This window comes from Variovorax sp. 01N429 (genome assembly GCF_056399425.1).
The window spans coordinates 64,908-85,212 of the sequence record NZ_JBFTRG010000010.1; the positions used below are offsets into that span (position 1 = coordinate 64,908).

Annotated in this window: 20 protein-coding genes; 11 read left to right on the forward strand and 9 right to left on the reverse strand. The window is 63.7% G+C overall.

The genetic code is table 11. From position 1 onward, the window contains the following. Positions 1–2: 2 nt before the first annotated feature. Positions 3–1,250 (reverse strand): MFS transporter, encoded by a 1,248-nt coding sequence (locus AC1DSF_RS18485; RefSeq protein ID WP_478124068.1) that lies wholly within the window; start codon positions 1,248–1,250, stop codon positions 3–5. 112 nt (positions 1,251–1,362) lie between these two features. On the opposite strand from AC1DSF_RS18485, the gene AC1DSF_RS18490 reads away from it, so the two are divergent. After that, on the forward strand, positions 1,363–2,148 hold the full coding sequence (locus tag AC1DSF_RS18490) for an AraC family transcriptional regulator (protein ID WP_478124069.1): 786 nt from the start codon (positions 1,363–1,365) through the stop codon (positions 2,146–2,148). A gap of 9 nt (positions 2,149–2,157) precedes the next feature. Here AC1DSF_RS18490 and AC1DSF_RS18495 read toward each other — a convergent pair whose 3' ends face one another. Then, a complete protein-coding gene (locus AC1DSF_RS18495) occupies positions 2,158–3,255 on the reverse strand; it encodes a lipocalin family protein (RefSeq protein ID WP_478183211.1) in 1,098 nt (365 codons plus the stop codon). Between the two features lie 214 nt (positions 3,256–3,469). Here AC1DSF_RS18495 and AC1DSF_RS18500 point away from each other — a divergent pair, with 214 nt between their 5' ends. The 3 genes from AC1DSF_RS18500 to AC1DSF_RS18510 all read left to right on the forward strand — a co-directional run bounded on the left by AC1DSF_RS18500 (position 3,470) and on the right by AC1DSF_RS18510 (position 6,603). Then, positions 3,470–4,654: a glycoside hydrolase 100 family protein gene (locus tag AC1DSF_RS18500; protein ID WP_478124071.1), complete on the forward strand. Its 1,185-nt coding sequence runs from the start codon at positions 3,470–3,472 to the stop codon at positions 4,652–4,654. Between the two features lie 317 nt (positions 4,655–4,971). Continuing rightward, a complete protein-coding gene (locus AC1DSF_RS18505; RefSeq protein ID WP_478124072.1) occupies positions 4,972–5,622 on the forward strand; it encodes a M23 family metallopeptidase in 651 nt (216 codons plus the stop codon). A 63-nt stretch (positions 5,623–5,685) separates the two neighbouring features. After that, a complete protein-coding gene (locus AC1DSF_RS18510; RefSeq protein ID WP_478124073.1) occupies positions 5,686–6,603 on the forward strand; it encodes an ornithine cyclodeaminase family protein in 918 nt (305 codons plus the stop codon). A 21-nt stretch (positions 6,604–6,624) separates the two neighbouring features. Here AC1DSF_RS18510 and AC1DSF_RS18515 read toward each other — a convergent pair whose 3' ends face one another. Continuing rightward, complete coding sequence (locus AC1DSF_RS18515) at positions 6,625–7,320, reverse strand: nitroreductase (RefSeq protein WP_478124074.1); 696 nt, start codon at positions 7,318–7,320, stop codon at positions 6,625–6,627. A 147-nt stretch (positions 7,321–7,467) separates the two neighbouring features. Between AC1DSF_RS18515 and aspA the strand changes: the two genes are divergently transcribed. The 4 genes from aspA to AC1DSF_RS18535 all read left to right on the forward strand — a co-directional run bounded on the left by aspA (position 7,468) and on the right by AC1DSF_RS18535 (position 11,522). Then, the gene (gene aspA / locus AC1DSF_RS18520) at positions 7,468–8,889 is read left to right on the forward strand and encodes an aspartate ammonia-lyase (RefSeq protein ID WP_478124075.1); all 1,422 of its coding nucleotides are present in this window, start codon (positions 7,468–7,470) and stop codon (positions 8,887–8,889) included. 30 nt (positions 8,890–8,919) lie between these two features. Next, positions 8,920–10,359, forward strand: a complete 1,440-nt coding sequence (locus tag AC1DSF_RS18525) for an MFS transporter (RefSeq protein ID WP_478183212.1) — start codon at positions 8,920–8,922, stop codon at positions 10,357–10,359. Positions 10,360–10,466: 107 nt separating this feature from the next. Then, positions 10,467–10,838: a hypothetical protein gene (locus tag AC1DSF_RS18530; protein ID WP_478124077.1), complete on the forward strand. Its 372-nt coding sequence runs from the start codon at positions 10,467–10,469 to the stop codon at positions 10,836–10,838. 21 nt (positions 10,839–10,859) lie between these two features. Then, positions 10,860–11,522 (forward strand): ATPase, encoded by a 663-nt coding sequence (locus tag AC1DSF_RS18535; protein ID WP_478124078.1) that lies wholly within the window; start codon positions 10,860–10,862, stop codon positions 11,520–11,522. Positions 11,523–11,537: 15 nt separating this feature from the next. Here the strand turns inward: AC1DSF_RS18535 and AC1DSF_RS18540 are convergent, their stop codons facing one another. After that, positions 11,538–12,737 carry a 3-hydroxybenzoate 6-monooxygenase gene (locus AC1DSF_RS18540; RefSeq protein WP_478124079.1) on the reverse strand — a complete coding sequence of 400 codons (1,200 nt, stop codon included), beginning with the start codon at positions 12,735–12,737 and terminating at the stop codon, positions 11,538–11,540. A gap of 113 nt (positions 12,738–12,850) precedes the next feature. Between AC1DSF_RS18540 and AC1DSF_RS18545 the strand changes: the two genes are divergently transcribed. Continuing rightward, complete coding sequence (locus AC1DSF_RS18545) at positions 12,851–13,321, forward strand: MarR family winged helix-turn-helix transcriptional regulator (RefSeq protein WP_478124080.1); 471 nt, start codon at positions 12,851–12,853, stop codon at positions 13,319–13,321. A 21-nt stretch (positions 13,322–13,342) separates the two neighbouring features. On the opposite strand, the gene AC1DSF_RS18550 is transcribed toward AC1DSF_RS18545, so the two are convergent. The 3 genes from AC1DSF_RS18550 to AC1DSF_RS18560 all read right to left on the reverse strand — a co-directional run bounded on the left by AC1DSF_RS18550 (position 13,343) and on the right by AC1DSF_RS18560 (position 16,901). Beyond that, a complete protein-coding gene (locus tag AC1DSF_RS18550; protein WP_478183213.1) occupies positions 13,343–14,776 on the reverse strand; it encodes a cytochrome P450 in 1,434 nt (477 codons plus the stop codon). A gap of 98 nt (positions 14,777–14,874) precedes the next feature. After that, complete coding sequence (locus AC1DSF_RS18555; RefSeq protein WP_478124082.1) at positions 14,875–15,435, reverse strand: hypothetical protein; 561 nt, start codon at positions 15,433–15,435, stop codon at positions 14,875–14,877. 26 nt (positions 15,436–15,461) lie between these two features. Then, on the reverse strand, positions 15,462–16,901 hold the full coding sequence (locus AC1DSF_RS18560) for a carotenoid oxygenase family protein (protein WP_478183214.1): 1,440 nt from the start codon (positions 16,899–16,901) through the stop codon (positions 15,462–15,464). Positions 16,902–17,019: 118 nt separating this feature from the next. Here AC1DSF_RS18560 and AC1DSF_RS18565 point away from each other — a divergent pair, with 118 nt between their 5' ends. Then, a complete protein-coding gene (locus AC1DSF_RS18565) occupies positions 17,020–17,706 on the forward strand; it encodes a TetR-like C-terminal domain-containing protein (RefSeq protein WP_478183215.1) in 687 nt (228 codons plus the stop codon). Positions 17,707–17,721: 15 nt separating this feature from the next. Here the strand turns inward: AC1DSF_RS18565 and AC1DSF_RS18570 are convergent, their stop codons facing one another. Together AC1DSF_RS18570 and AC1DSF_RS18575 are read right to left on the reverse strand one after the other, a co-directional pair. Beyond that, the gene (locus AC1DSF_RS18570; protein WP_478183216.1) at positions 17,722–18,942 is read right to left on the reverse strand and encodes a cytochrome P450; all 1,221 of its coding nucleotides are present in this window, start codon (positions 18,940–18,942) and stop codon (positions 17,722–17,724) included. Between the two features lie 191 nt (positions 18,943–19,133). After that, positions 19,134–19,820 carry a DUF2628 domain-containing protein gene (locus AC1DSF_RS18575; protein WP_478124086.1) on the reverse strand — a complete coding sequence of 229 codons (687 nt, stop codon included), beginning with the start codon at positions 19,818–19,820 and terminating at the stop codon, positions 19,134–19,136. Positions 19,821–20,087: 267 nt separating this feature from the next. On the opposite strand from AC1DSF_RS18575, the gene AC1DSF_RS18580 reads away from it, so the two are divergent. Then, the gene (locus AC1DSF_RS18580; protein WP_478124087.1) at positions 20,088–20,303 is read left to right on the forward strand and encodes a hypothetical protein; all 216 of its coding nucleotides are present in this window, start codon (positions 20,088–20,090) and stop codon (positions 20,301–20,303) included. The last annotated feature ends 2 nt before the right edge of the window (positions 20,304–20,305 follow it).

Below are 20,305 nucleotides of genomic sequence, written 5' to 3' on the forward strand. Positions count from 1 at the left end.
GCTCAGGTGCGAACGGCAGCCCCGGAGGTGCGGCGCGGCCGCTCGATGTTCGGCAGCAGCACGGCGACGACGCCCAGCAGCGGCAGGTACGCGATGACACGGTACACGTAGTCGATGCTGGTGTGGTCCGCCAGGAGCCCCAGCAGCGCAGCGCCCAGGCCACCCATGCCGAAGGCAAAGCCGAAGAAGAGCCCCGAAACCATGCCCACCTTGCCGGGGATGAGTTCCTGCGCATAGACGAGGATCGCCGAGAACGCCGACGACAGGATCAGCCCGATCAGGATCGTCAACGTGGTTGTCCAGAACAGGTCGGCATGCGGCAGCAGCAATGCGAACGGCGCCACACCCAGGATGGATGCCCAGATCACCGGCTTGCGTCCGATGCGATCGCCGATCGGCCCGCCGGCGAGCGTGCCCAGCGCCGAGGCAAAGAGGAAGACGAACAGGTGATATTGAGAGCTCTGAACCGAGAGCCCGAAGCGTTCTATCAGATAGAAGGTGTAGAAGCTGCTGATGCCTGCGATGTAGAAGTACTTCGAAAAAATCAGCAACAGCAGCACGCCAATGGCGCCGAGCACTTTGCCGCGCGGCAGTGGCGCGGCAGCGGGCCTTCGCGCAGCGCGCGCGCTGGCGGCGGCGTGATGCGCGGCATACCAGCGGCTCACCTGGGACAGCAGCACGATGCCCAGCAGGGCCGCCAGCCCGAACCACGCCACGCTGCGCTGGCCGAAGGGCACGATCACCGCCGCGGCCACCAAAGGTCCGAGCGCGCTGCCGGTGTTGCCGCCAACCTGGAACAGCGACTGCGCCAGCCCGTGCCGCCCACCGGAAGCCATGCGCGCCACGCGGGAAGATTCCGGGTGAAAGATCGACGAGCCGGTGCCCACCAGCGCGGCCGCCAGCAGCAGCATGGCGTAATTTGGCGCAAACGCCAGCAGCACCAGGCCGCACAGCGTGAAACCCATGCCAACCGGCAATGAGTACGGCACCGGCTTGCGGTCGGTATAGAGCCCGACCAAAGGCTGGAACAGCGAGGCGGTCAGTTGGTAGGTCAGCGTGATCAGCCCGATCTGGCCGAAGCTCAGGTGGAAGTCCCCCTTCAACACCGGATAGATCGCGAGGATCAGCGACTGCATCATGTCGTTGATCAGGTGAGAGGCGCTGATGGCTCCCAGGATGCCGAAGGAGACACCGCTCGATGTCGATGCCGCGGAACCGGGTGATGTGTGGGCAGTAGCTGTCGAAGACATGGTGTGGGCGCGAAATTCCGCGCGAGGCTTGCGAAAAAAGCGGATCGTAACGCTAGCATCAGAGCCTGTCGCACGCCATTCGGGCTGCGATCTTCGCGAAAAGGACACCCGCATGAGCCGCACCGCCCGGGCACCGGACCCGGACTTCCTGGCGCAAGTCGACAGCCACCCGGCACCCGTGAGCTGCAGGGCCACCGACTATCCGGCTGGTCACATGATCGCGCCGCATGCGCACACCAAAAGCCAACTGATCTATGCAGTGCACGGGGTCATGATGGTGAGCGCCGGCAAGGGGCGGTGGATCGTCCCACCCACGCGCGGCATCTGGATGCCGGCCGGCCTTCCGCACGCCATTCGTTGCATCGGCGAGCTCCGCATGCGCAGCATCTACGTGCGTCCGGAAGCGGCACCGCAGCTGCCCACGCATTCGCATGCGGTCGGCATTTCGCCGCTGCTGCGCGAATTGATCCAGGCGGCCACTAAAGTGGCTCCAGGCTATACGGAGAATTCGCGCGACGGTCGGGTGATGCGCTTGCTGCTGGATGAACTGCACGCGCTGCCGGTGTTGCCGCTGCACCTGCCACAGCCCACCGACGCACGCCTGCATCGCATCTGCGCGCGCCTGCTGGCAGCGCCCCACGACGCGACAACGCTCGGCGAATGGGCCGGGCTGTTGTCCGTCGACGCCAAGACCTTGCAGCGCGTCTTCGCGCGCGAGACCGGCATGACCTTCAGCAAATGGAGGCAGCAGGCGCGCTTGCTGCACGGCCTGGAGCGGCTCGCCACCGGCGCCAAGGTGGTCGACGTCGCGCTCGCACTGGGCTACGACAGCCCGAGCGCTTTTGCGACCATGTTCAAGCGTCAGTTCGGCCTTCCGCCGAGCGAATTTTTCCGCTGAAGTCGGCCCTCATTTGCCCCTTGCTTTTTTCGCGCTCAGACGGTCATAGCCACTCAACTCCAGGAACCCCTCGCCTTGCAGATCGCCGGTCACCTTCACCGGCCCCTCCCAATAGACATTCCCGGTCGTTCCGCCCGAATCAAACTCGCTGTTGGACGCGAAGGGCTGCACCTTCAGGACGCCAGCCGGAAGCTTGATGTTCCAGTCGAGCACATACCTGATGTTTGTCTTCGGACTGGTCCACGTCGCGCCCGGCGTGAGTTCAATCTCACCCGGCTTGATCGGCACCGATCCCTTGGCATTCGACAAKGTGCCTGCGGTCATGACTTTCCGCTCGTCCATGTCGAAAAGCTCATAGAGCATCAGGTCCGACCCGTCCGAGAGATGAAGCGCGAACCAGTTCCAGCCCAGGGACAAGACGTCGAATTCACCCCACTGGTGATCGAACCACACTTCGCCGGACACTGGGAGCGACTTCGCGCCGACGGCGACGGTGCCTTGCGCCGAAAGCCGCGGGCGCGAGTAGTAGTAGCTGATCCCGCTGTTGCCGAAATCGAGCACGCCCGGCGTTTCCGAGCCTGGGGCACGATGCGCGACTGTCGGGCCCGACTCCTTCAGCTCGACCGAGATGGATGCACCGTCGAAGTCAGCATGCAGCATCTGCGACGAAGGCGACGACGACGCCTGCCATCCTTCCTGCTTGAAATCGAAACCGTTCGGAACGCTCGTCGTGGGGATGCCAGCGGTGCGGGTCTGGCTTACGTAGCGCTTGCCGGTCTGAAGGTCGGTCAGCGCCGCATGCATGGCCGTGTGCTTGACCAGGCCATTGGCCACGAAGACAACCATGTGGAACGCATAGCGAGGGCCGCCCTTCGCTCCGAGAAAGCCGTTGTAGTACCACCATTCCATGGCCGAGCCGTGGGGTGCATCGTCGGCGGGCAGGTTGAGCGGGGGAAGTGCGGAAGTCCGCTCGGCGGGTTTTCGGGTTTCGGCCGTTGGCGCGATGGCTGCGGCGGCAACCGGACTCGGTTCGGTGTCCGAGAGATACAGCACGCCCGCTGCGATGACCGCTCCAACCACAATGACCGTCGCGAAGAAGACCAGCAATCCCTTCTTGTGCGATCGCTTCCGATAAGAGCGCGAACCGCCGGAGGTGGAATGCCTACGGCGTCTTGGAGCGGGATCGTTCGCGTTCATGCTCGGGCGTCCTTTCGTCTTGCGCGTCCTGCGCGTCTTTTGGCGTGCACTCGATCGGCCGACATCTTAGCCAAGCACTGAGGAAAATCGCCCTGGCGGCATTCTTGCGCGACCATAGACACCCATGACCAGCCTCGACGCCCCTGCTCTTTCGCTCATCGAAGCCTGCACCCAGGCATCGCTCGATCTCCTGGCACGCAACCTCACGCGGCACGGCATTCTTGCGGCAAGCCGCACGGAGGCAGCCGAGGCCAGGCGCTATACGCGCATCTTCGGCCGCGACGCCGCAATTTGCGTGATGGCCATGTGCGGCAGCGGCGTGCCGGCGCTGGAAGACGGCGCTGCCGCCAGCCTGGATGCGCTCGCGGCGCAGCAGGCGGGCAACGGGCAGATCCCCAAGTACGTCGATCCGGAAGGTCTGGACGCGGACTTCTGGTACCTGGGCTGTATCGACGCAACTCTATGGTGGCTCATCGCCGTGGACCATGTGCGGCGCCATGGCCGAGTCGAGTCGTCACGCTGGGATGGCGAGGTGAATCGCGCGATCGGATGGCTGCTCGCACAAGAGCACCAGCATTTCCGATTGCTGCAGCAGAACGAGGCCAGCGACTGGGCGGACATCATGCCGCGCTCGGGCTACGTTCTCTATACGAATGCGCTCTGGTATGACGTCAAGCACCGCTACGCGCTCGACAACGCCGAGGCCACGCAGCGCCACTTCAATCACCTGTTCAATCCATTCCAACGCGACCTGCCTGAATACCACCGCGCGCGACTGCTTCGGCACTATGCGCGCCGTGGCCGGCGGGACCCGGGGCTCTATCTCAGCTTCGTCAATCTCTCGTTCGTCGGCGACGAAGGCGACGTGTTCGGCAACATCCTCGCAATCCAGAGTGGGCTGGCCGATGCTTCCATGGCAAAGCGCATCGTCAAGTCCATCGTCGCCGCGCATGCATGCGAACCTTATCCGGTGCGCGTGGTGCTGCATCCGATGTCGCATCACCACGCGCTCTGGCGGGCCTACATGGCGCGCCACCAGCAGAACCTCGTGCACCAGTATCACAACGGCGGCATCTGGCCTTTCGTCGGTGGCTTCTGGGTGATGGCTCTGGCTCGGCTGGGCATGCACGAGATGGCATGGGCCGAGCTTGCCAAACTTGCGCGCACGAACGAACTGGACGGCTGGCGCTTCACCGAATGGTTTCATGGGCGCACGCTCGCGCCGATGGGCATGGCCGGCCAGAGCTGGAATGCGGCGACCTTTCTGCTCGCCAGGCGGGCTCTTCTCGGCGAGGGAACGGCTTGGTGAGATCCCTTTCTTTGAGCTTCGTGGAATTTTCCCGTTGTACAGGACGTATCTGAAGGCACTCAGAGCTTTCCCATTTCGGTTGCGACGGTGGCCGCAAACAATGGAGTCAACCGGGCGAAGAGCGCATATCCAACGTCAGCGAGAGATATAGCGCCCTGATGCCCTCTCATCCATCTAGGGAGGGTCCTACATCGGCCTTCAATGATTTCTTGGAGGTTTGTATGCAGGTCAGCCGCCTGTCCGAATTCAAAACTGGTAGCCATCTGCATCACCGACCTCTTCGCGCGGCAAGGCGGCGCCGGCTGCTGACGATTGCCATGTTGGCAACCACAGGAATCTCCGCCATCGCCTTTGCAGCAGGGATCGCGATGGGCATCAGGCTCGCCCACACTGAACTCGACGAACTCGACCATCATTGCTCGCACCACGCTGATCATCAGGACAGCGGCGGTCCCGAATTGGCGGCCAGAGATACCCTCGACGCGATGCTGCCCATGCGCAAGCTCAAGGCCAAGGCACAGACCACCGTCGCCTGGGAATCAACTCCAGGACGCCCGCCAGTTCACGACGCACGCATTGGTTCTTCATACGGCAATCGAGTCGATCCATTCAAGCGCCGCACGCGCTTTCATTCGGGCATCGATTTCGTCGCCAACAAGGGCACGCCCATTCGCGCCTCCGCAAGCGGGCGTGTCAGCTTCGCCGGCAGAAAGCCCGGCTACGGCAAGCTCGTCGAGATCGATCATGGCAACGGGCTTGTCACGCGCTACGCGCATGCTTCGCGCCTGGTGGTGCGTCGGGGTGATGAGGTGACACCGCTCCAACATGTCGCCGACGTTGGATCCACCGGTCGATCGACCGGACCGCATCTGCACTTCGAGCTTCTCGAAAACGGGGAGCACATCGATCCCGCCGCCTACCTTGAAGCCTTTGCCAAGGACGCCAACAGCCGCGAGCTTTCCGCGTGACGCAAGTCGATCGGACGGGCTGCACGTTGACATTGCCGCCCCGCCGTAGCCAACTTCGGATCCATGAGAATCATCGACGAACAGACGGTGCACCGGCTCTTGCGCATGGACGCGCTGATCCCGGCCATGGAGAAAGCCTTGCTGTCGCTGTCGGCCGGACATGCCGTTCAGCCATTGCGCAATGTGCTGCCCATTGATGCGCACCACGGATTTTTCTTCTCGATGCCTGCGTATGCATCCGGCCAGCTTGGCGCCAAGCTCGTCACCTTTTATCCGCAGAACCGGGGCACCCCAACCCATCACGCCTTGATCATGCTGTTTCGGCCAGAGACCGGCGAGCCCCTGGCCGCCATGGATGGCCGCCTGATCACCGAGATGCGCACGGCAGCGGTCTCGGCTGTCGCGACCAAGCTCCTTGCGCGCCCGGAGGCCTCTTCCCTGGCCATTCTGGGTTCCGGCGTTCAGGCCCGAAGCCATCTGGAGGCCATAAGGATGGTTCGGCAGATCGACGATGTCCGCGTCTGGAGCCCGCACAACGCTGCGGCCTTTGCGCAAGAGCATGGGGCCCGTGCAACAGCATCCGCGGAGGACGCTGTCCGCGGCGCCGACGTGGTGGTCGTCGCGACCACCTCCAGCAGACCGGTGTTGTCGGGGCGGTGGCTCTCACCCGGCACGCACGTGAATGCAGTGGGCGCACCGCGCCCTGAATGGCGTGAACTCGATGATGAAGTGCTGTCGCGCTGCAGGCTCTATGTCGAGTCGCATGAAGCGGCGTCTCGGGAATCGGGCGACGTGATCGCCGCCGGCAGCATCTTTGCTGAGATTGGCGAAGTCATCGCCGGCACCCACCCAGGCAGACAGCAGGCCGACGACATCACCCTTTTCAAATCGGTCGGCGTCGCCGTCGAAGACATCGTCAGCGCGGGCCTCGTGTACGAGCGCTTGATGGATGCAGAGAAGGTACCCTCCGCGACGTCCTGAAACGCAGGTTCGGTCCCCGCATCAATCCTCGATCCAACGCACGGCTTCTTCGAGGTCGGCGCGCGAAGTCCGGAAGCGGTTGGCCGGATGCTCCGGGTCCTCGTAGCCGAACGATATGCCGCAAACGACTTGCCGATCGTCCGGAATGCCGAACCAGCGATGCAGGAACTTCGAGCGTGAAGCGACGGCCGCCTGTGCAATGCAGGCCACGCCGCGGCTGCGCGCCGCGAGCATGAAGTTGCTGACGTAGGCGCCGCAATCAAGTACGCCGTATGCACCGAGTGCGGATTCCGTCGTGATGAGCGCCATGTGCGGCGCACCGAAGAAACTGAAGTTCAGTTCCGCCTGTCTTGCGGACGCAACCCGGTCGCCATGCGCGATGCCTACGCTGTCATAGAGGCCGAATCCGCATTCGCGTCGCCGATCGCGATAGACGCCGCGGTATTCAGCCGGCGGCGCAATGTCGAAGCCCTGATCGGCCAGACCTTCGGGCGATGCCATTGCCTCGCGCAGCCGATCGGTGGCACTCGGGCTCGTCACGGCGACCTGCCAAGGCTGGGAGTTGCACCAGGAAGCCGTACGTTGGGCGCTGCGCAAGATCGCTTCGATGGTGTCACGAGGCACTGCCGCGGACAGGTAGCCGCGGCAGCTGTAGCGCGCATCGAGTACGGCATCGAAAGCCAACGCAAGGGACGGGTCGGGTATCGCTGTGTTCATGTCGGAGCCTGATTGGACCTTGGCCGACCATTCTAGGGAGCCCATCGAAACGCCTTGCTTCACCAACGCATGCGGCGCGCGTAGGATGAGCCTGGCCTCTTTCGCCCGCGCTTCCATGCTTCCATTCATCCATGATCAGGAGCCAACATGAGCAACGTACGGATCGAACACGACCTGCTCGGTGACCGCGAGGTTCCCGACGATGCCTATTACGGCGTGCACACGCTGCGCGCCAAGGAGAACTTCCAGATCTCAGGCACCACGGTTTCCGCTTACCCTGAATTGATCAATGCACTGGCCTCTGTCAAGCAGGCGGCGGCAGCGGCCAATACAGAGCTCGGCCTGCTTCCTGACAAACTGCGCGACGCGATCGTCGGCGCCTGCCGCGAGATCCGGCGCGGCTCGCTGCATGACCAGTTCGTGGTGGATGTCATCCAGGGTGGCGCCGGCACCTCGACCAACATGAACGCCAACGAGGTGATCTGCAATCGCGCGCTTGAAATCCTCGGCCATCGACGCGGCGAGTACCAATACCTGCACCCGAACGAGCACGTCAACATGGCGCAGAGCACCAATGACGTGTATCCGACAGCCATTCGCATTGCCACCTGTTTTGCGATCGAACGCCTGCTCAAGGCCATGGAACATCTGCGTGGGGCGTTCGCCGCCAAGGCCGAAGAGTTCGCGCATCTTCTGAAGATCGGGCGCACGCAGTTGCAGGACGCCGTGCCGATGACCCTCGGGCAGGAGTTCTCGACCTATGCCGTGATGGTCGAGGAAGACATCGCACGGCTGAACGAGGCCTCGAAACTGATCCTTGAAATCAATCTGGGCGCTACTGCCATCGGCACGGGCATCACGGCGCATCCGCAATACGCCGGCAAGGCACTCGCCGCCTTGCGCGAGATCACGGGGCTGGACCTTTCGACCGCGCCCAACCTTATCGAAGCCACGCAGGACTGCGGCGCCTTCGTGCAACTCTCGGGGGTGCTCAAGCGGGTGGCGGTGAAGCTGTCGAAGACCTGCAACGACCTGCGGCTGCTCTCCAGTGGTCCGCGCTCGGGCTTTGGCGAAATCAATCTGCCGCCGATGCAGGCGGGTTCGTCGATCATGCCGGGCAAGGTGAACCCGGTGATCCCCGAGGTCGTCAACCAAGTGGCTTTCGAGGTGTTCGGCAATGACGTGACGGTGACCTTTGCGGCCGAAGCCGGGCAATTGCAGCTCAATGCCTTCGAGCCGATCATCGCCAACTCGCTGTTCCGCAGCTTCAAGCATCTGACCAATGCCTGCACCACATTGGCTGACCTGTGCGTGAAAGGCATCACGGCCAATCCGGATCGCCTGAAGGAAAGCATCGAGCGATCCATTGCGCTGGTCACGGCACTCAATCCGATCATCGGCTACAAGGAAGCGACCGAAGTGGCTGCTGAAGCCTATGCCAACGGCACCAACGTGCGCGAGGTCGTGCTGCGGCGCAAGCTCATGACCGAAGCGGAACTGGAGCACGCGCTTCGCCATGAGGTCCTGACACAGCCGCGGATTTACGAGGAAACCCGGCGCGCGAGCTAAAGCGCCAAGCCTTATGCAGGCTTCATGCCGGTGGACGACACTGTCGTCATGAACGACAGCGCGCAAGAAAAAGACGATTCGACCGGCTCCGCTTCCTCCCGCATCGCGCTCACAGTGGCCGCGGCGTTCTTCATGGAAACGCTGGACTCCACCATCATCGTCACGGCGCTCCCGGCCATCGGCGCGGGATTTGGCGTCGACACGCTTGATGCCAGCATGGGCGTCACCGTCTACCTCATCGCAATGGCGATGTTCGTGCCTGCCGCGGGGTGGTGCGCAGCGCGTTACGGAGCGCGCACGGTGTTCGCCACGGCCATTGGGATCTTCACGCTCGCGTCGCTCGTCTGCGGCCTCGCACCGTCTTTTGCGGCATTTATCGCCGCGCGCGCGTTGCAAGGATTTGCGGCGGCATTCATGTCTCCCGTAGGGCGCCTGGTGGTCTTGCGCGAAACGCCCAGGCACCGGCTTATCGAAGCCATCGGCATGATCACCTGGCCTGGGCTGATCGCACCGGTGATTGGCCCGCCGCTGGGAGGATTGATCGCCACGCATGCATCGTGGCGTTGGATTTTCCTGCTGAACGTGCCGATCGGCATGCTGGGTGTATGGCTGATCCTGCGTTTGTTTCCACGCCGGGCGGCTGATAGCAAGGCGCGCTTCGATGCGCTGGGCTTCTTTTTGACGGCGCTGGCCCTGGGAATGCTGGTCGAAGGCTTCACGCGCTTGGGCGAAGTCCACGATGGCAACGGCTTCACCGCCGCCCTTCTTGCCGTCGGCACCTTGGCCGCGATAGCGTCCGTACGCCATGCCCGACGCGCCACGCATCCGATGCTCGATCTGCGAGCGCTCAGCGTCCCGACCTTCATGCTCTCCTCTGCGACGGCCGGGTTCATGTCGCGAGTGGCGATCAACGCTTCGCCTTTTCTGCTTCCTCTGATGTTCCAGATCGGCTTCGGCATGAATGCCTTTCAGGCGGGCTCGATGCTGCTGGTCTACATGGCCGGCAATCTCGCGATGAAAAGCGCGACCACCACCGTGCTCCGGCGTTTCGGCTTCCGGCGCGTGTTGTGGGTCAACGGCGCGCTGTGCACCATCACGCTGTTTGCGTGCGGACTGATATCGCCCGGCGATCCGCTGCCAGTGGTATGCGTGCTGTTGTTCGTTGCGGGCATGGTCCGATCGATGAACTTCACCGCCATCACCACGCTTGCCTTTGCCGACGTGCCGGACGACCTGCGCGCCGGCGCGAGCGCTTTGGCCACCATGCTGCAGCAGGTGTCGATGGCACTTGCGGTGGCGTTGGCCGCTTCGGTGCTCGGTGCATCGCAGGCATTGCGCGATGCCTCCACCCTGGCGCTCGTCGATTTCCGGCACGGCTGGTTTGCGATCGGCCTCCTGATGGCCGCCGCCACGCTCATGACGATACGGCTCGACCCTCTCGCCGGAGTGGCCGTGTCGCGGCGAAACTGATCGAATGCCACTGTCATCCTCTGGCAAACTCAGGCGACTGTTCAGGTTTTAAGGAAAATGCCTAAAATGCCCAAATTGGGTAAACCAGACATCCATCGGAGCTTCTCATGTCCAGCAGTGCAGCCATTTCAAGACCCGAAGCCATCGATCGCTTCACGCGGGGCCTGCCCGCCTTCTCGGCTACGCGGTTGGTCGCCGGCATGCAAAAGGTAACCAGCGCCGTCATGGCGCATGGTGCCGTGGTGGTCACCCGACATGACGAGCCGTCCATGGTGCTCATGTCCATTGACCGATATCTGGCCCTGGAGCAGGCGGCCGAGCCCGACCTGGATGCCCTCACAAAACAGTTCGACGACATGTTTGCCCGGATGCAGGGCGACGCAGCCGCCCAGGCAATGGAAGACGCATTCTCGATGCCTCCGTCCGAACTCGGCAAGGCCGCCGTCCGCGCGGCCGGCGGCAAGCCCGCGAAGAAGTAGCTGTTGGAGGTCGCTCGGTAGATGGTCGCCCGCATCTTCGTTCTCGCCGGCGTGAATGGCGCCGGCAAGAGCAGCATCGGCGGCGCGGCGCTCCAGGCTCGCAAAGTCCCCTATTTCAATCCCGACCTCGCAGCACGCACGCTGCGGGACGCCAATCCGGCGCTCACGCTCGAGTCGGCCAACGGGCAAGCGTGGGAAATGGGCCGCATCGGCCTCGAACGCGCGCTTGCCGAAGGGCTCAACTTTGCCTTCGAGACGACGCTCGGCGCCCGAACCATTCCCGATCTGCTGCTCGCAGGGGCCCGCAACGGCGCCGAGGTCCATATCTGGTATGCGGGCCTGAGTTCGCCCGAAAAGCACATCGAGCGCGTGCAGGAAAGGGTGAAAGCCGGTGGCCACGCCATTCCGGAAGCCAAGATCAGGGAGCGCTACACGAGCAGCCGAGCCAACCTGATCAGGCTGCTGCCGCACCTGGCGAGCCTGCGCGTGTACGACAACAGCATCGACGGCGACCCGAAAGCGGGGATCAGACCGCAGCCGGTTCTCGTGCTGCACATGGAAAACGGCGGGATCGTTTCGCACGCGGAGCTCGACAAGGTCCCCCACTGGGCAAAGGCCATCGTTGCTGCGGCCTTCGAGCTTGCCGACAGAAAGACCAAGGCGCCGAATCCACGGCGCTCCTGAAAAAGCCGGACATCTTCAGGCGGCAAGGCAGTTGTCGACGGTCCAGCCATACAGCCACTCCATGGCGTCGTAGTAGCGCTCCGGGGTGCGGCCCTTCCAGAGGTCGTTGCGCACGAGACGCTCGACGCCCTTCGCATGGAAGATGCGCCCCATCTCGCGCGCGGACAGCACGACCCGAGCGGTGCGTGCGACACGCGAGCGCTGGTAAAGCTCGAAGGCCTTGCCGAAGTCATTGCCGCTGACGCGCAGAGCCTCGCCCAGAGTGACCGCATCCTCCATCGCCATGCAGGCGCCTTGCGCCAGGTATTGCAGCGTGGGGTGCGCCGCGTCACCCAGCAGCGTGGCGCGGCCGAAGGTCCATTGGCCGATCGGCTCGCGATCGGCCGTCGCCCAGCGCTTCCAGTCCTTGGGGAGATCGATCAGTTGGCGCGCCTTGGCGCAGATGCCCTCGAAATAACTCTGCACTTCCTCACGACTGCCTTCGCGCACGCTCCACTCTTCTTTCTCGCGGCTGTGGAAGGTCACGACGACGTTGTATTGCTCGCCGCCGCGCAGTGGGTAGTGCACGAGATGGCAGTTGGGACCTACCCAGATGCTGGCGGCGTTCCATTGCAGGTCGGCCGGGAAGTCTTTCTTGTCCGCGACCGCCCGGTACACGACATGGCCCGACACGCGCGCCTCGTCGCCCACGTACTGCCGGCGCACCGCGGACTTGACGCCGTCCGCGCCGATCAATGCAATCCCGCGGTGAGTGTTGCCCCTGGCGTCGTGCACGATCACGCCATCCGCATCCTGCTCGATGCGCTGCACCGAGGTTGAAGTCAGCACCTCGATGCGCTCGGAAGCCTCCGCGCCTTCGAGCAGCGACTTGTGAACGTCTGCCCGATGGATCACCGCGTACGGGTTGCCGAAGCGCTGCCGGAACGCCTCGCCGGTGGGGATGCGCCCGACCAGCGTCTCGTCGAGCGCGTCGTGCATCACCATTTCATCGGTATAGACCGCGCGAGTCCGGGCGATCTCGCCGATGCCCAAGGCATCGAACGCGGCGAAAGCATTGGGGCCGAGCTGGATGCCTGCCCCGATTTCGCCAAGCTCACTGGCCTGTTCCAGCACCTTCACTGAAAACCCTTGCCGTACCAAAGCCAAGGCAGCCGCGATGCCGCCGATACCGCCGCCGGCAACCAGTACCGGAAGCGTGGACTGCCCTGCATTCATGTTCATCTCCTGATCTGGTGTACTGATCATCAGCACACTGATCATTAGTGTAGACATAGAATAATTTCGAACATTAAAGGGTTAACCCTAAGCCTCTTGCCCATTTCAATTGCATGAAAAAAACCGACGCGGCACCTGTTGATCTGGAGACTCTTCCCGGCCACTACATCCGACGGCTGCAACAGATCGCCGTTGCGATCTTTCTGCAGGAAACCGAAGCTCATGGCATCACGCCGGTTCAATACGCCGGACTTCAGGCCGTGCGCAGATCGCCGGGCATCGACCAGCGAACGTTGGCACGGTCCATCGGGCTCGACACTTCAACGGTTGCCGGCGTCATCGACAGACTGGAAGCCCGGGGTTTGATGATGCGCAGTGCGTCCCCCGACGATCGCCGCGTGCGCCTGCTGACCCTGACGGACGAGGGGTTGGCGCTGCTCGATGACGTGCAGCCGGCAATGATGCGCGCCCAACGACGCATCCTGGAGCCCTTGTCAGAGAAGGATCAGCAGGAATTCATGCGCATGATCCGGTCGGTCGTCACTGCCAACAACGAGTTGAGCCGAGCGCCGAGCGACGGCTGATGAAGGCTCGATACGGCGGAGCTAGGCCGTCGCTGCCATGCGTTCGTGCAGCCGCATGGTCAAGCCAACGGGCGTCATCGTGAACGAAAGACGTTCGCGCGCCGGTTGACCGTCGGGCGTGTCGATGCGCTCGATGTCGAAACGGCCGAGCAGGAGCGCCATCGCCATCTTCATTTCGAGCAACGCCAGGTAGCGCCCCGGGCAGATACGAGGCCCGGCGCCGAAGGGCATCGACGTTCGCTTGGCACTGCTGGCAAGGGCGCCGGGGCCAGCACCGTCCAGCCAACGCTCCGGCTTGAATGCAGCCGCGTCGGGCATGTGGCTGTCGCTCACGCTGTCACGCCGCATGAGACTGAAGATCGGAGTACGCGCCGGCACCTCCACGTCGCCGATGACTGTGTCATTCACGGCCTGCAGCCCGATCATCGGTGCCACCGGTTTGAGTCTCATGGTCTCGTGCGCGCAAGCCTCGATGTAGTCGAGTTCCCCGGCCTGTTCGAAGGTCGGGATCCCCGAGTCGGGTACGACACGGCGCACCTCGTCAGTCGCGCGCGCCAGCGTTGCCGGATGGCGCCACAGCAGATCGATCATCCAGGCGATGGTGTTGGCGGTGGTGTCCTCACCCGCCAGCAACATCGTCATGACGTTGCCGGCGACCTGAATGTCGCTGATGCCGCTGTCGGGCTCGTCTGCCGCCGCGATCATGGCTTCCAGCAGGTTGCGGGGATGTGCGCGGAGATCGGGATTCGCTTCCATCCGCCGCCGCGCTTGAGCGATGAACCCGTCCACCGCCTTGTTCACTGCGACCACGCCTCGCGCCAATTCGCGATCCGCCGCTGTGGGGAACACACGCCACAGCGGCAACGGCGCCGTCAGCCGCCTCAGCAAGGCCGGGAAGATCTTGTCGAGGTGCTTCTGGATCACGTCGCCATCGGACTCCAGCGTCTTGACCTCCGCACCGAACGCCAGCCCGGCGATGGTATCGACCGTGTAGCGCATCAGGTCGGACTGCAAGTCGATGGCAACGCCATCGCGCGCTGCTTTCGACCAACGCCTGCCGAGCCGCTCGGCGACTTTCTGTAGCGATGGGAAGTAGTCCCTGACGTGCGCCGGATCGAAGCCGGACATCACCATGCGCCGTTGGCGGCGCCAGTCGTCACCCCGGGCACCGAAAAGGCCGGGCTTCAGCCCCATCTCCTTGGCAATGCCCTCGAGTTTGCTGGTGCGATGAAATCCGTCCGGCCGATCGCGGAGCATCGTGGCGACCACCTGATGGTCGCCGACGATGAGCATCGTCGCCTTTCCAAGCTTCAGCTTGAAGAAAGGACCGAACTCGGCGCACCAGTCTTCGAGCTGCCGGTGCATGCGGGGCGCGTCGATCTGCAGGAGATTGCCAAGCAGCGGAATGCCGCGCGGACCCGGCAAGTCTTCCAGGCGGCGGGTGGCACCTGGCATCGCAGACTTCGGCGGCGCAGTGCGATCAAGCGTGGTGCGTTCCATGATCCGGGCAGCATAGCGCGATCAACTCTGACTGCCTATGCTCCGGACGGCACTCACAAGGCCACGCTTGAGGCCTGACGGCGCCGATATTGCGGATACCAGTTCGTGAACCAGATCGCGCCTGCCATTGCCGCCACCGTCACCGCAATGCCAATCCACAGAGGTACCGACGGAACGCGAGCCATCACGAAATCGGCGAGCGTCATTACCAGGAAGGCCAATGCCCAGACGCCGCTCAGCAGATAGTTGATGGTCTTGAACTGCGGCAGCGCGGCGACTCCGGGCGGAACGCGCTCGCGGGCATATTGAATGGTGAAGGGCTGGCCGATCAGGATCGAAATGAGGACGATCGCGAAGAGGCCGCCATCCACGGCCAGTCGCACTTCGATGATGTTCCAGTCCCCGCCCATCCCAAGCACATAGAAGCCCAAGCCGGCGAAAAGAATCGCGGTGCCCACTTCGAGGATCTTGATGCTGCCCGCATGGCGAAAGCGGTCGCGGACGATCATGGCAACGGCTACAGCGGCGGCCACGAAGAGGGCCGTGGTGACCGGCACCTGCCGCGATAACAGCGCGAAGACGATGAAGGGCGAGAAGCTCCAGAGGATGCTCATGATTTCTCCTGAAAAGAGCAAACGGCTCAGTGGTCAGCCGGGAGCCAGCTGCCGTGGAATCCCGACGGCACGCGATGCGAAAGCTGAACGGTCGCAATCGGTCCATCGGCCAATGATTGCGCATCGAACACCGCCAGGTCGCTGCGGCATTCGGCGCCGCGGTAGACGGTCGCCAGCAACCAGCCGTCGCCTTCTTTCGCGTCTGGGCTGCGGGGGACGAACACCGGCTCCGAGGCGCGGTCGCCCGGCGGAAGGTAGTGCAGCGTGCGGCGGCCGGTGACGGCGTCGAAGTGCGCCAGACCTTCGTTTCCCGCGCCGTAGATGGGCTCGCGCTGGCAGGCATACCAGCCGTGGCGATACGGCAGGCCGGCGCGGCGCTCGTCGATGCGCGGAAACTCGCCCGCGAGATCATCGAGTTGCCGTTGCTCGAAGCGGTTGCTCGCACCAGCCAGATCGAAGGTCCAGCGGCACATTCGCGCCACGCTGCGCCGGGGGTCCGTCGGTCGGCCGTCCGGGTGCGGAAACAGCGGCGGCTCGTCGTAGCGCATCACGTCGGCGACGATGCGGGTGCCGCCCCACGCATCCTGCTCTTCCCAGGCGTTCATCACGTGGAAGGCATAGCCGGCCTCGCCTTCGAACCACCGGATGTTTTCGATGGGGTCGTTGCGCGACAGCACGCCCACGCGCGCGCCGAGTTCCGGCTCCCACGCAAACGGCGGCATGCCGCGTTCGGCGCGTGCCATGCTTGCCGTCAGAGGAAGCACCGGGAACAGCACATGCCGCGCCGTCACTGCAAAGTCATGCACCATGCTCGCGAAGGGCGCCTCGAAGCGATCGAAGCGCGTCACGGTACCCGCCGGATCGATGGTGCCGTAGGTCATGCCACTGGAGAGCGGGCCGCTCGTCCCATAGCCGAAGAAAACCAGTTCACCGGTCACCGGGTCGGTCTTCGGGTGCGCGGTGAAAGGCCCCTTCAACGCGCCGCCGAAATCGAACGGTCCGCGCGTTGCCAATGTGCCGGGCTCGATCTCGATCGGCAGGTGCGCCTCCTCCAGCGCGAGCAAACGCCCGGCGTGCCATGCAACGTGCGTGTTGGCGACACCTTCGTCAGCCACTCCGGCGGCGGGCCCGCCGTCGGGCATCGGCCGGCCGAATCCATCGAACAAGCGACGGCCGGCGGCATGCTCGGCTTTCCAATGGGCGGTGCGGATCCAGCGGTTACGGTAGCTGGCGCGGCCATTGCACAGATCGAAGGCATGCAGCATCCCGTCGCCGCCGAACAGGTGTGCATCGGCACTCGGGAACTGCGGATTGGGGCCGTTGCGATACAGCGTGCCGTTGAGTCCTGGAGGCAACTCGCCAACGATCGGGAGGATCGCGGCATCGGCTTCAAAAGAAATGGGACTGCCGTTCACGCGGCGTGGCGGCGTGAAGACATTGGTGCGTGCGGGACTCTCAGCGGACATATCGACTCCTCGAAATTCATATTGACGCTGTCAATACCCGGCATTGAAAGACGATCGAAGATGAAAGTCAAGTAAAATTGACGTCGTCAACATCTGACTTTTGACCTTCGAGAACTCCATGCCTGCATCGCCAAAGCGCCGGAGCGCCGCCCCACTCGCCTCACGCAGTCGCCGCAAGGCCGCCGCCGAAGCGCCTGCACCCTATCACCACGGCGCGCTGCACGCCACGCTGCTTGCGGCCGCACAGGACATCATCGAAAGCCAGGGACTCGAAGCGCTCACGCTGCGCGCCGCGGCACGCGCCGCAGGCGTCTCGCATGCCGCGCCGAAGAATCACTTCGGCGATCTGACCGGCCTTTTGAGCGAGCTCGCCGCGGTGGGCTTTCGGCAGTTTGCCGAGGCCCTGCGCGCAGCGGGCAACGAGGGCTCGTCCCCAGGCGCACGCTTCGACGCGGCCGGCCTCGCCTATGTCACCTTCGCGCGGGAGCACCCCGCCCTGTTCTTGCTCATGTTTCGCGGCGAACGCCTCGACATGACGCGCCCCGCATTGCGCGAGGCCGCCGACCAGGCTCGCGCGGCACTGGCCGGCGCGGCAGCGGACCGGCTGGGCCTTGCGCCGACAACGGATGCCGAAGTCACGCCCGAACAGGGGGCCACGATGATTGCCGGATGGGCGCTGGTGCATGGCTTTGCGATGTTGCTGATCGACGGCCGCCTGGACGCGGTGATGTCGCGCTGGCCGGACGAGACCAACTGGCAATCGCTGCTGAGCGCCGTATTCAATGCGCGCCGCCCTCCTCAATGATGAAATGCACCGCGCTCAGTCGACCACGCGCACCGGCAACTGCGAGAACCCGTGCACGAATGACGATCGCACGCGCGTGGGCGGGCCGACCACTTCGATCGCACTGAACCGCCCGAGCAATTCTTCCCACAAGATCTTGAGCTGAAGTTCGGCGATCCGGCTGCCCACGCAGCGATGAATGCCGAAGCCGAACGACAGGTGCTGGCGCGGGCGTTCGCGATCGATGATGAAGCGCTCCGGCTCGGCAATCATTTCCTCGTCGCGATTGGCCGAGAGATACCACATCGCGAGCTTGTCGCCTTTGCGGATCTGCTTGCCGCCGAGTTCGGTGTCCTCTGTCGCAGTTCTCCGCATGTATGCCAAGGGAGTCTGCCAGCGGATGATCTCCGGCACGAGGCTGTCGATCAAGGCAGGGTTGGCGCGCAGCTTGGCCATTTCCGCGGGATGCTCGTGCAGTGCGAGGAGGCCGCCCGTCATCGAGTTGCGCGTCGTGTCGTTGCCGCCCACGATGAGCAAGACGAGATTGCCCATGTACTCCAGTGGCCCCATATTGCGCGTCGTCGGGCTGTGGGCCAGCATCGACACCAGATCGGGCCGCGGCGGCGCGTTGACGCGCTCGTTCCAAAGTCCGGTGAAGTAAGCGAGCATCTTGCGCAACTCGGCCATGCGCACGTCAGGCTCAGGCGCATCGGGGTTGGTGCGCTTGTTAGCGGTGGACATGTCCGACCAATGCGTCAGCAGACGCCGATCCTCCAGCGGAAAATCGAAAAGCGTGGCCAGCATCAGCGTCGTGAGTTCGATCGACACGCGGTCGACCCAGTCGAAGGGCTCGTTGCGTGGCAATTCATCGAGCACCTTGCGCGTGCGTTCACGGATCAGGCCCTCCCAGGTCTCCAGGTTCGACGGAGCGGCGATCGGGCTCACGACCTTGCGTTCTTCGTCGTGCCGGGGCGGGTCCATGGCGATGAACATCTGCAACTGCTGCTCGCCGGGCGGGAAATCCATCAGTGTGATGCCACCCTTGGACCAGTCGGACGAGAAGATCTCGTGGTGCGTCTCGACATGCATGATGTCGCGATAGCGCGTCACCGACCAGAAGTCGCCAATGCCTTCGATGCCACTGTGCGAACGGTGCACCGGCGCTTCGCGACGAAGCCGCGCGAAGACGTCGCCGATCGTGTCGTCGACGAACAACTGCGGATCCGACGGATTGAGCGCATCGAGCGGCATCGACATGATGCTCGCTCGCGATGTTTTCGCCGCACAGGCGATTTCCGGTTTCTCCTCCATCATCGACCTCCATGTGCCCTCAATTAGGGTCATGCCGAGAATCGGCCGCACCCGGGGGCTTGTCAAGACTTCGGCGTCGCGCGAGGGCTCATCCTTCTTGAGGAAGACATGGCCGCACGCCGTCGAGCGTGGGGGAGTCACGCGGAATGACGCAACGACTGGCCAATCTCGGTGTTGACAGTTCGCGGCGCTTTTGCACGCGAGGCGTAGTCCTTGTACGCAGGCATCGCCAGAGCGGCAAAAATGCCAAGGACCATCGACAGACCGAGCACGCAAGCGACGATGAGCACGACGCTGCTTGTTCCACCCTTTTGGGCGACGAGCACAAGCTGCCCTTCCTGGCTCCGGTTCACAGCCCGCGCATTCTCGATCACGCGCTCGCAGTGGCGGTAATAGGCCGCGTCGGCAAAGAGCGGCGGCAAGATGAAGATGGCCAGCACATAGACGAAGTAGCCGACGATGACGACCACCGGCACCGCCCGCCCGAGGGCTGCCGCTGGGACCAACAGCATGTAAGGCAGGAAGAAGTAGATGGCGGCCTTGCCCCACATCTTTCGGTAGAGCAGCCAATAGAGCGTCACGAAGAAAGCCGGCCAGTGCCAGCCGGCCGATGTCTTGCGCCGGTGATCGAAGAGCGCGAACCGGGCGAGGTAGTGTTCCCGGTTCTTCGGCCCGACCGCAGCGGCGTAGAGTTCCTGCAGACCCTCTTGGGCGTCGCGGTCGCTGTCGAGCCGGCCGAGCAGGCTTGGACGTTGCGTCGTGCCGCCGCGCCCGGTGGGCTCCTTTTTGACGCTGATGCCGCAACCTGGACAGAGGGCATGCATGGGTCCGTTCAACGTGCCGCATTCAGCGCAAAACATGGATGGCGGTCCTTTCGGGAGCAGGCAAAAAATGAGCCCCGAAAGCGTAACAGGGAGTTAACTCGCTGTGAATCCCGACTTGCCGTGGAGCGCGAAAGGGAAACGGAAAGGGAAACGGAAAGGGAAAGGGAAAGGGAAAGGGAAAGGGAAAGGAAAAGGGGCCGGTCCGATCTCGCCTGATTCGAAGGCAGAAATTTTCGTCGCAGGCTCTCGCCGCCGTTGCAAAATCGCGTGATCATGATGACCGAGCCAGGAAAACTTTCCGACGAAGACCTCCTTGACCGCGCACACCAGTTGCGCCTTCTGGCGCTGCGCGGGCACGCGGAAGCCCGCGGACCTGCACACGTTCATGAACGGGAAGTCCGGCGACGATTTGGCAGCAGCACGACGATGAATGCTTCGCTGGAGCCTTCTCAGCGCAAGCGCCCCTTCTGGCGGTTCTGGTAGGC

Coding starts and splice junctions, on each gene's coding strand:
- AC1DSF_RS18485 (WP_478124068.1), bottom strand. CDS start 1,250: ATGTCTTCGACAGCTACTGCCCACACATCACCCGGTTCCGCGGCATCG.
- AC1DSF_RS18490 (WP_478124069.1), top strand. CDS start 1,363: ATGAGCCGCACCGCCCGGGCACCGGACCCGGACTTCCTGGCGCAAGTC.
- AC1DSF_RS18500 (WP_478124071.1), top strand. CDS start 3,470: ATGACCAGCCTCGACGCCCCTGCTCTTTCGCTCATCGAAGCCTGCACC.
- AC1DSF_RS18505 (WP_478124072.1), top strand. CDS start 4,972: ATGTTGGCAACCACAGGAATCTCCGCCATCGCCTTTGCAGCAGGGATC.
- AC1DSF_RS18510 (WP_478124073.1), top strand. CDS start 5,686: ATGAGAATCATCGACGAACAGACGGTGCACCGGCTCTTGCGCATGGAC.
- AC1DSF_RS18515 (WP_478124074.1), bottom strand. CDS start 7,320: ATGAACACAGCGATACCCGACCCGTCCCTTGCGTTGGCTTTCGATGCC.
- aspA (WP_478124075.1), top strand. CDS start 7,468: ATGAGCAACGTACGGATCGAACACGACCTGCTCGGTGACCGCGAGGTT.
- AC1DSF_RS18530 (WP_478124077.1), top strand. CDS start 10,467: ATGTCCAGCAGTGCAGCCATTTCAAGACCCGAAGCCATCGATCGCTTC.
- AC1DSF_RS18535 (WP_478124078.1), top strand. CDS start 10,860: ATGGTCGCCCGCATCTTCGTTCTCGCCGGCGTGAATGGCGCCGGCAAG.
- AC1DSF_RS18540 (WP_478124079.1), bottom strand. CDS start 12,737: ATGAATGCAGGGCAGTCCACGCTTCCGGTACTGGTTGCCGGCGGCGGT.
- AC1DSF_RS18545 (WP_478124080.1), top strand. CDS start 12,851: ATGAAAAAAACCGACGCGGCACCTGTTGATCTGGAGACTCTTCCCGGC.
- AC1DSF_RS18550 (WP_478183213.1), bottom strand. CDS start 14,776: ATGCCAGGTGCCACCCGCCGCCTGGAAGACTTGCCGGGTCCGCGCGGC.
- AC1DSF_RS18555 (WP_478124082.1), bottom strand. CDS start 15,435: ATGAGCATCCTCTGGAGCTTCTCGCCCTTCATCGTCTTCGCGCTGTTA.
- AC1DSF_RS18560 (WP_478183214.1), bottom strand. CDS start 16,901: ATGTCCGCTGAGAGTCCCGCACGCACCAATGTCTTCACGCCGCCACGC.
- AC1DSF_RS18565 (WP_478183215.1), top strand. CDS start 17,020: ATGCCTGCATCGCCAAAGCGCCGGAGCGCCGCCCCACTCGCCTCACGC.
- AC1DSF_RS18570 (WP_478183216.1), bottom strand. CDS start 18,942: ATGTCGATGCCGCTCGATGCGCTCAATCCGTCGGATCCGCAGTTGTTC.
- AC1DSF_RS18575 (WP_478124086.1), bottom strand. CDS start 19,820: ATGCATGCCCTCTGTCCAGGTTGCGGCATCAGCGTCAAAAAGGAGCCC.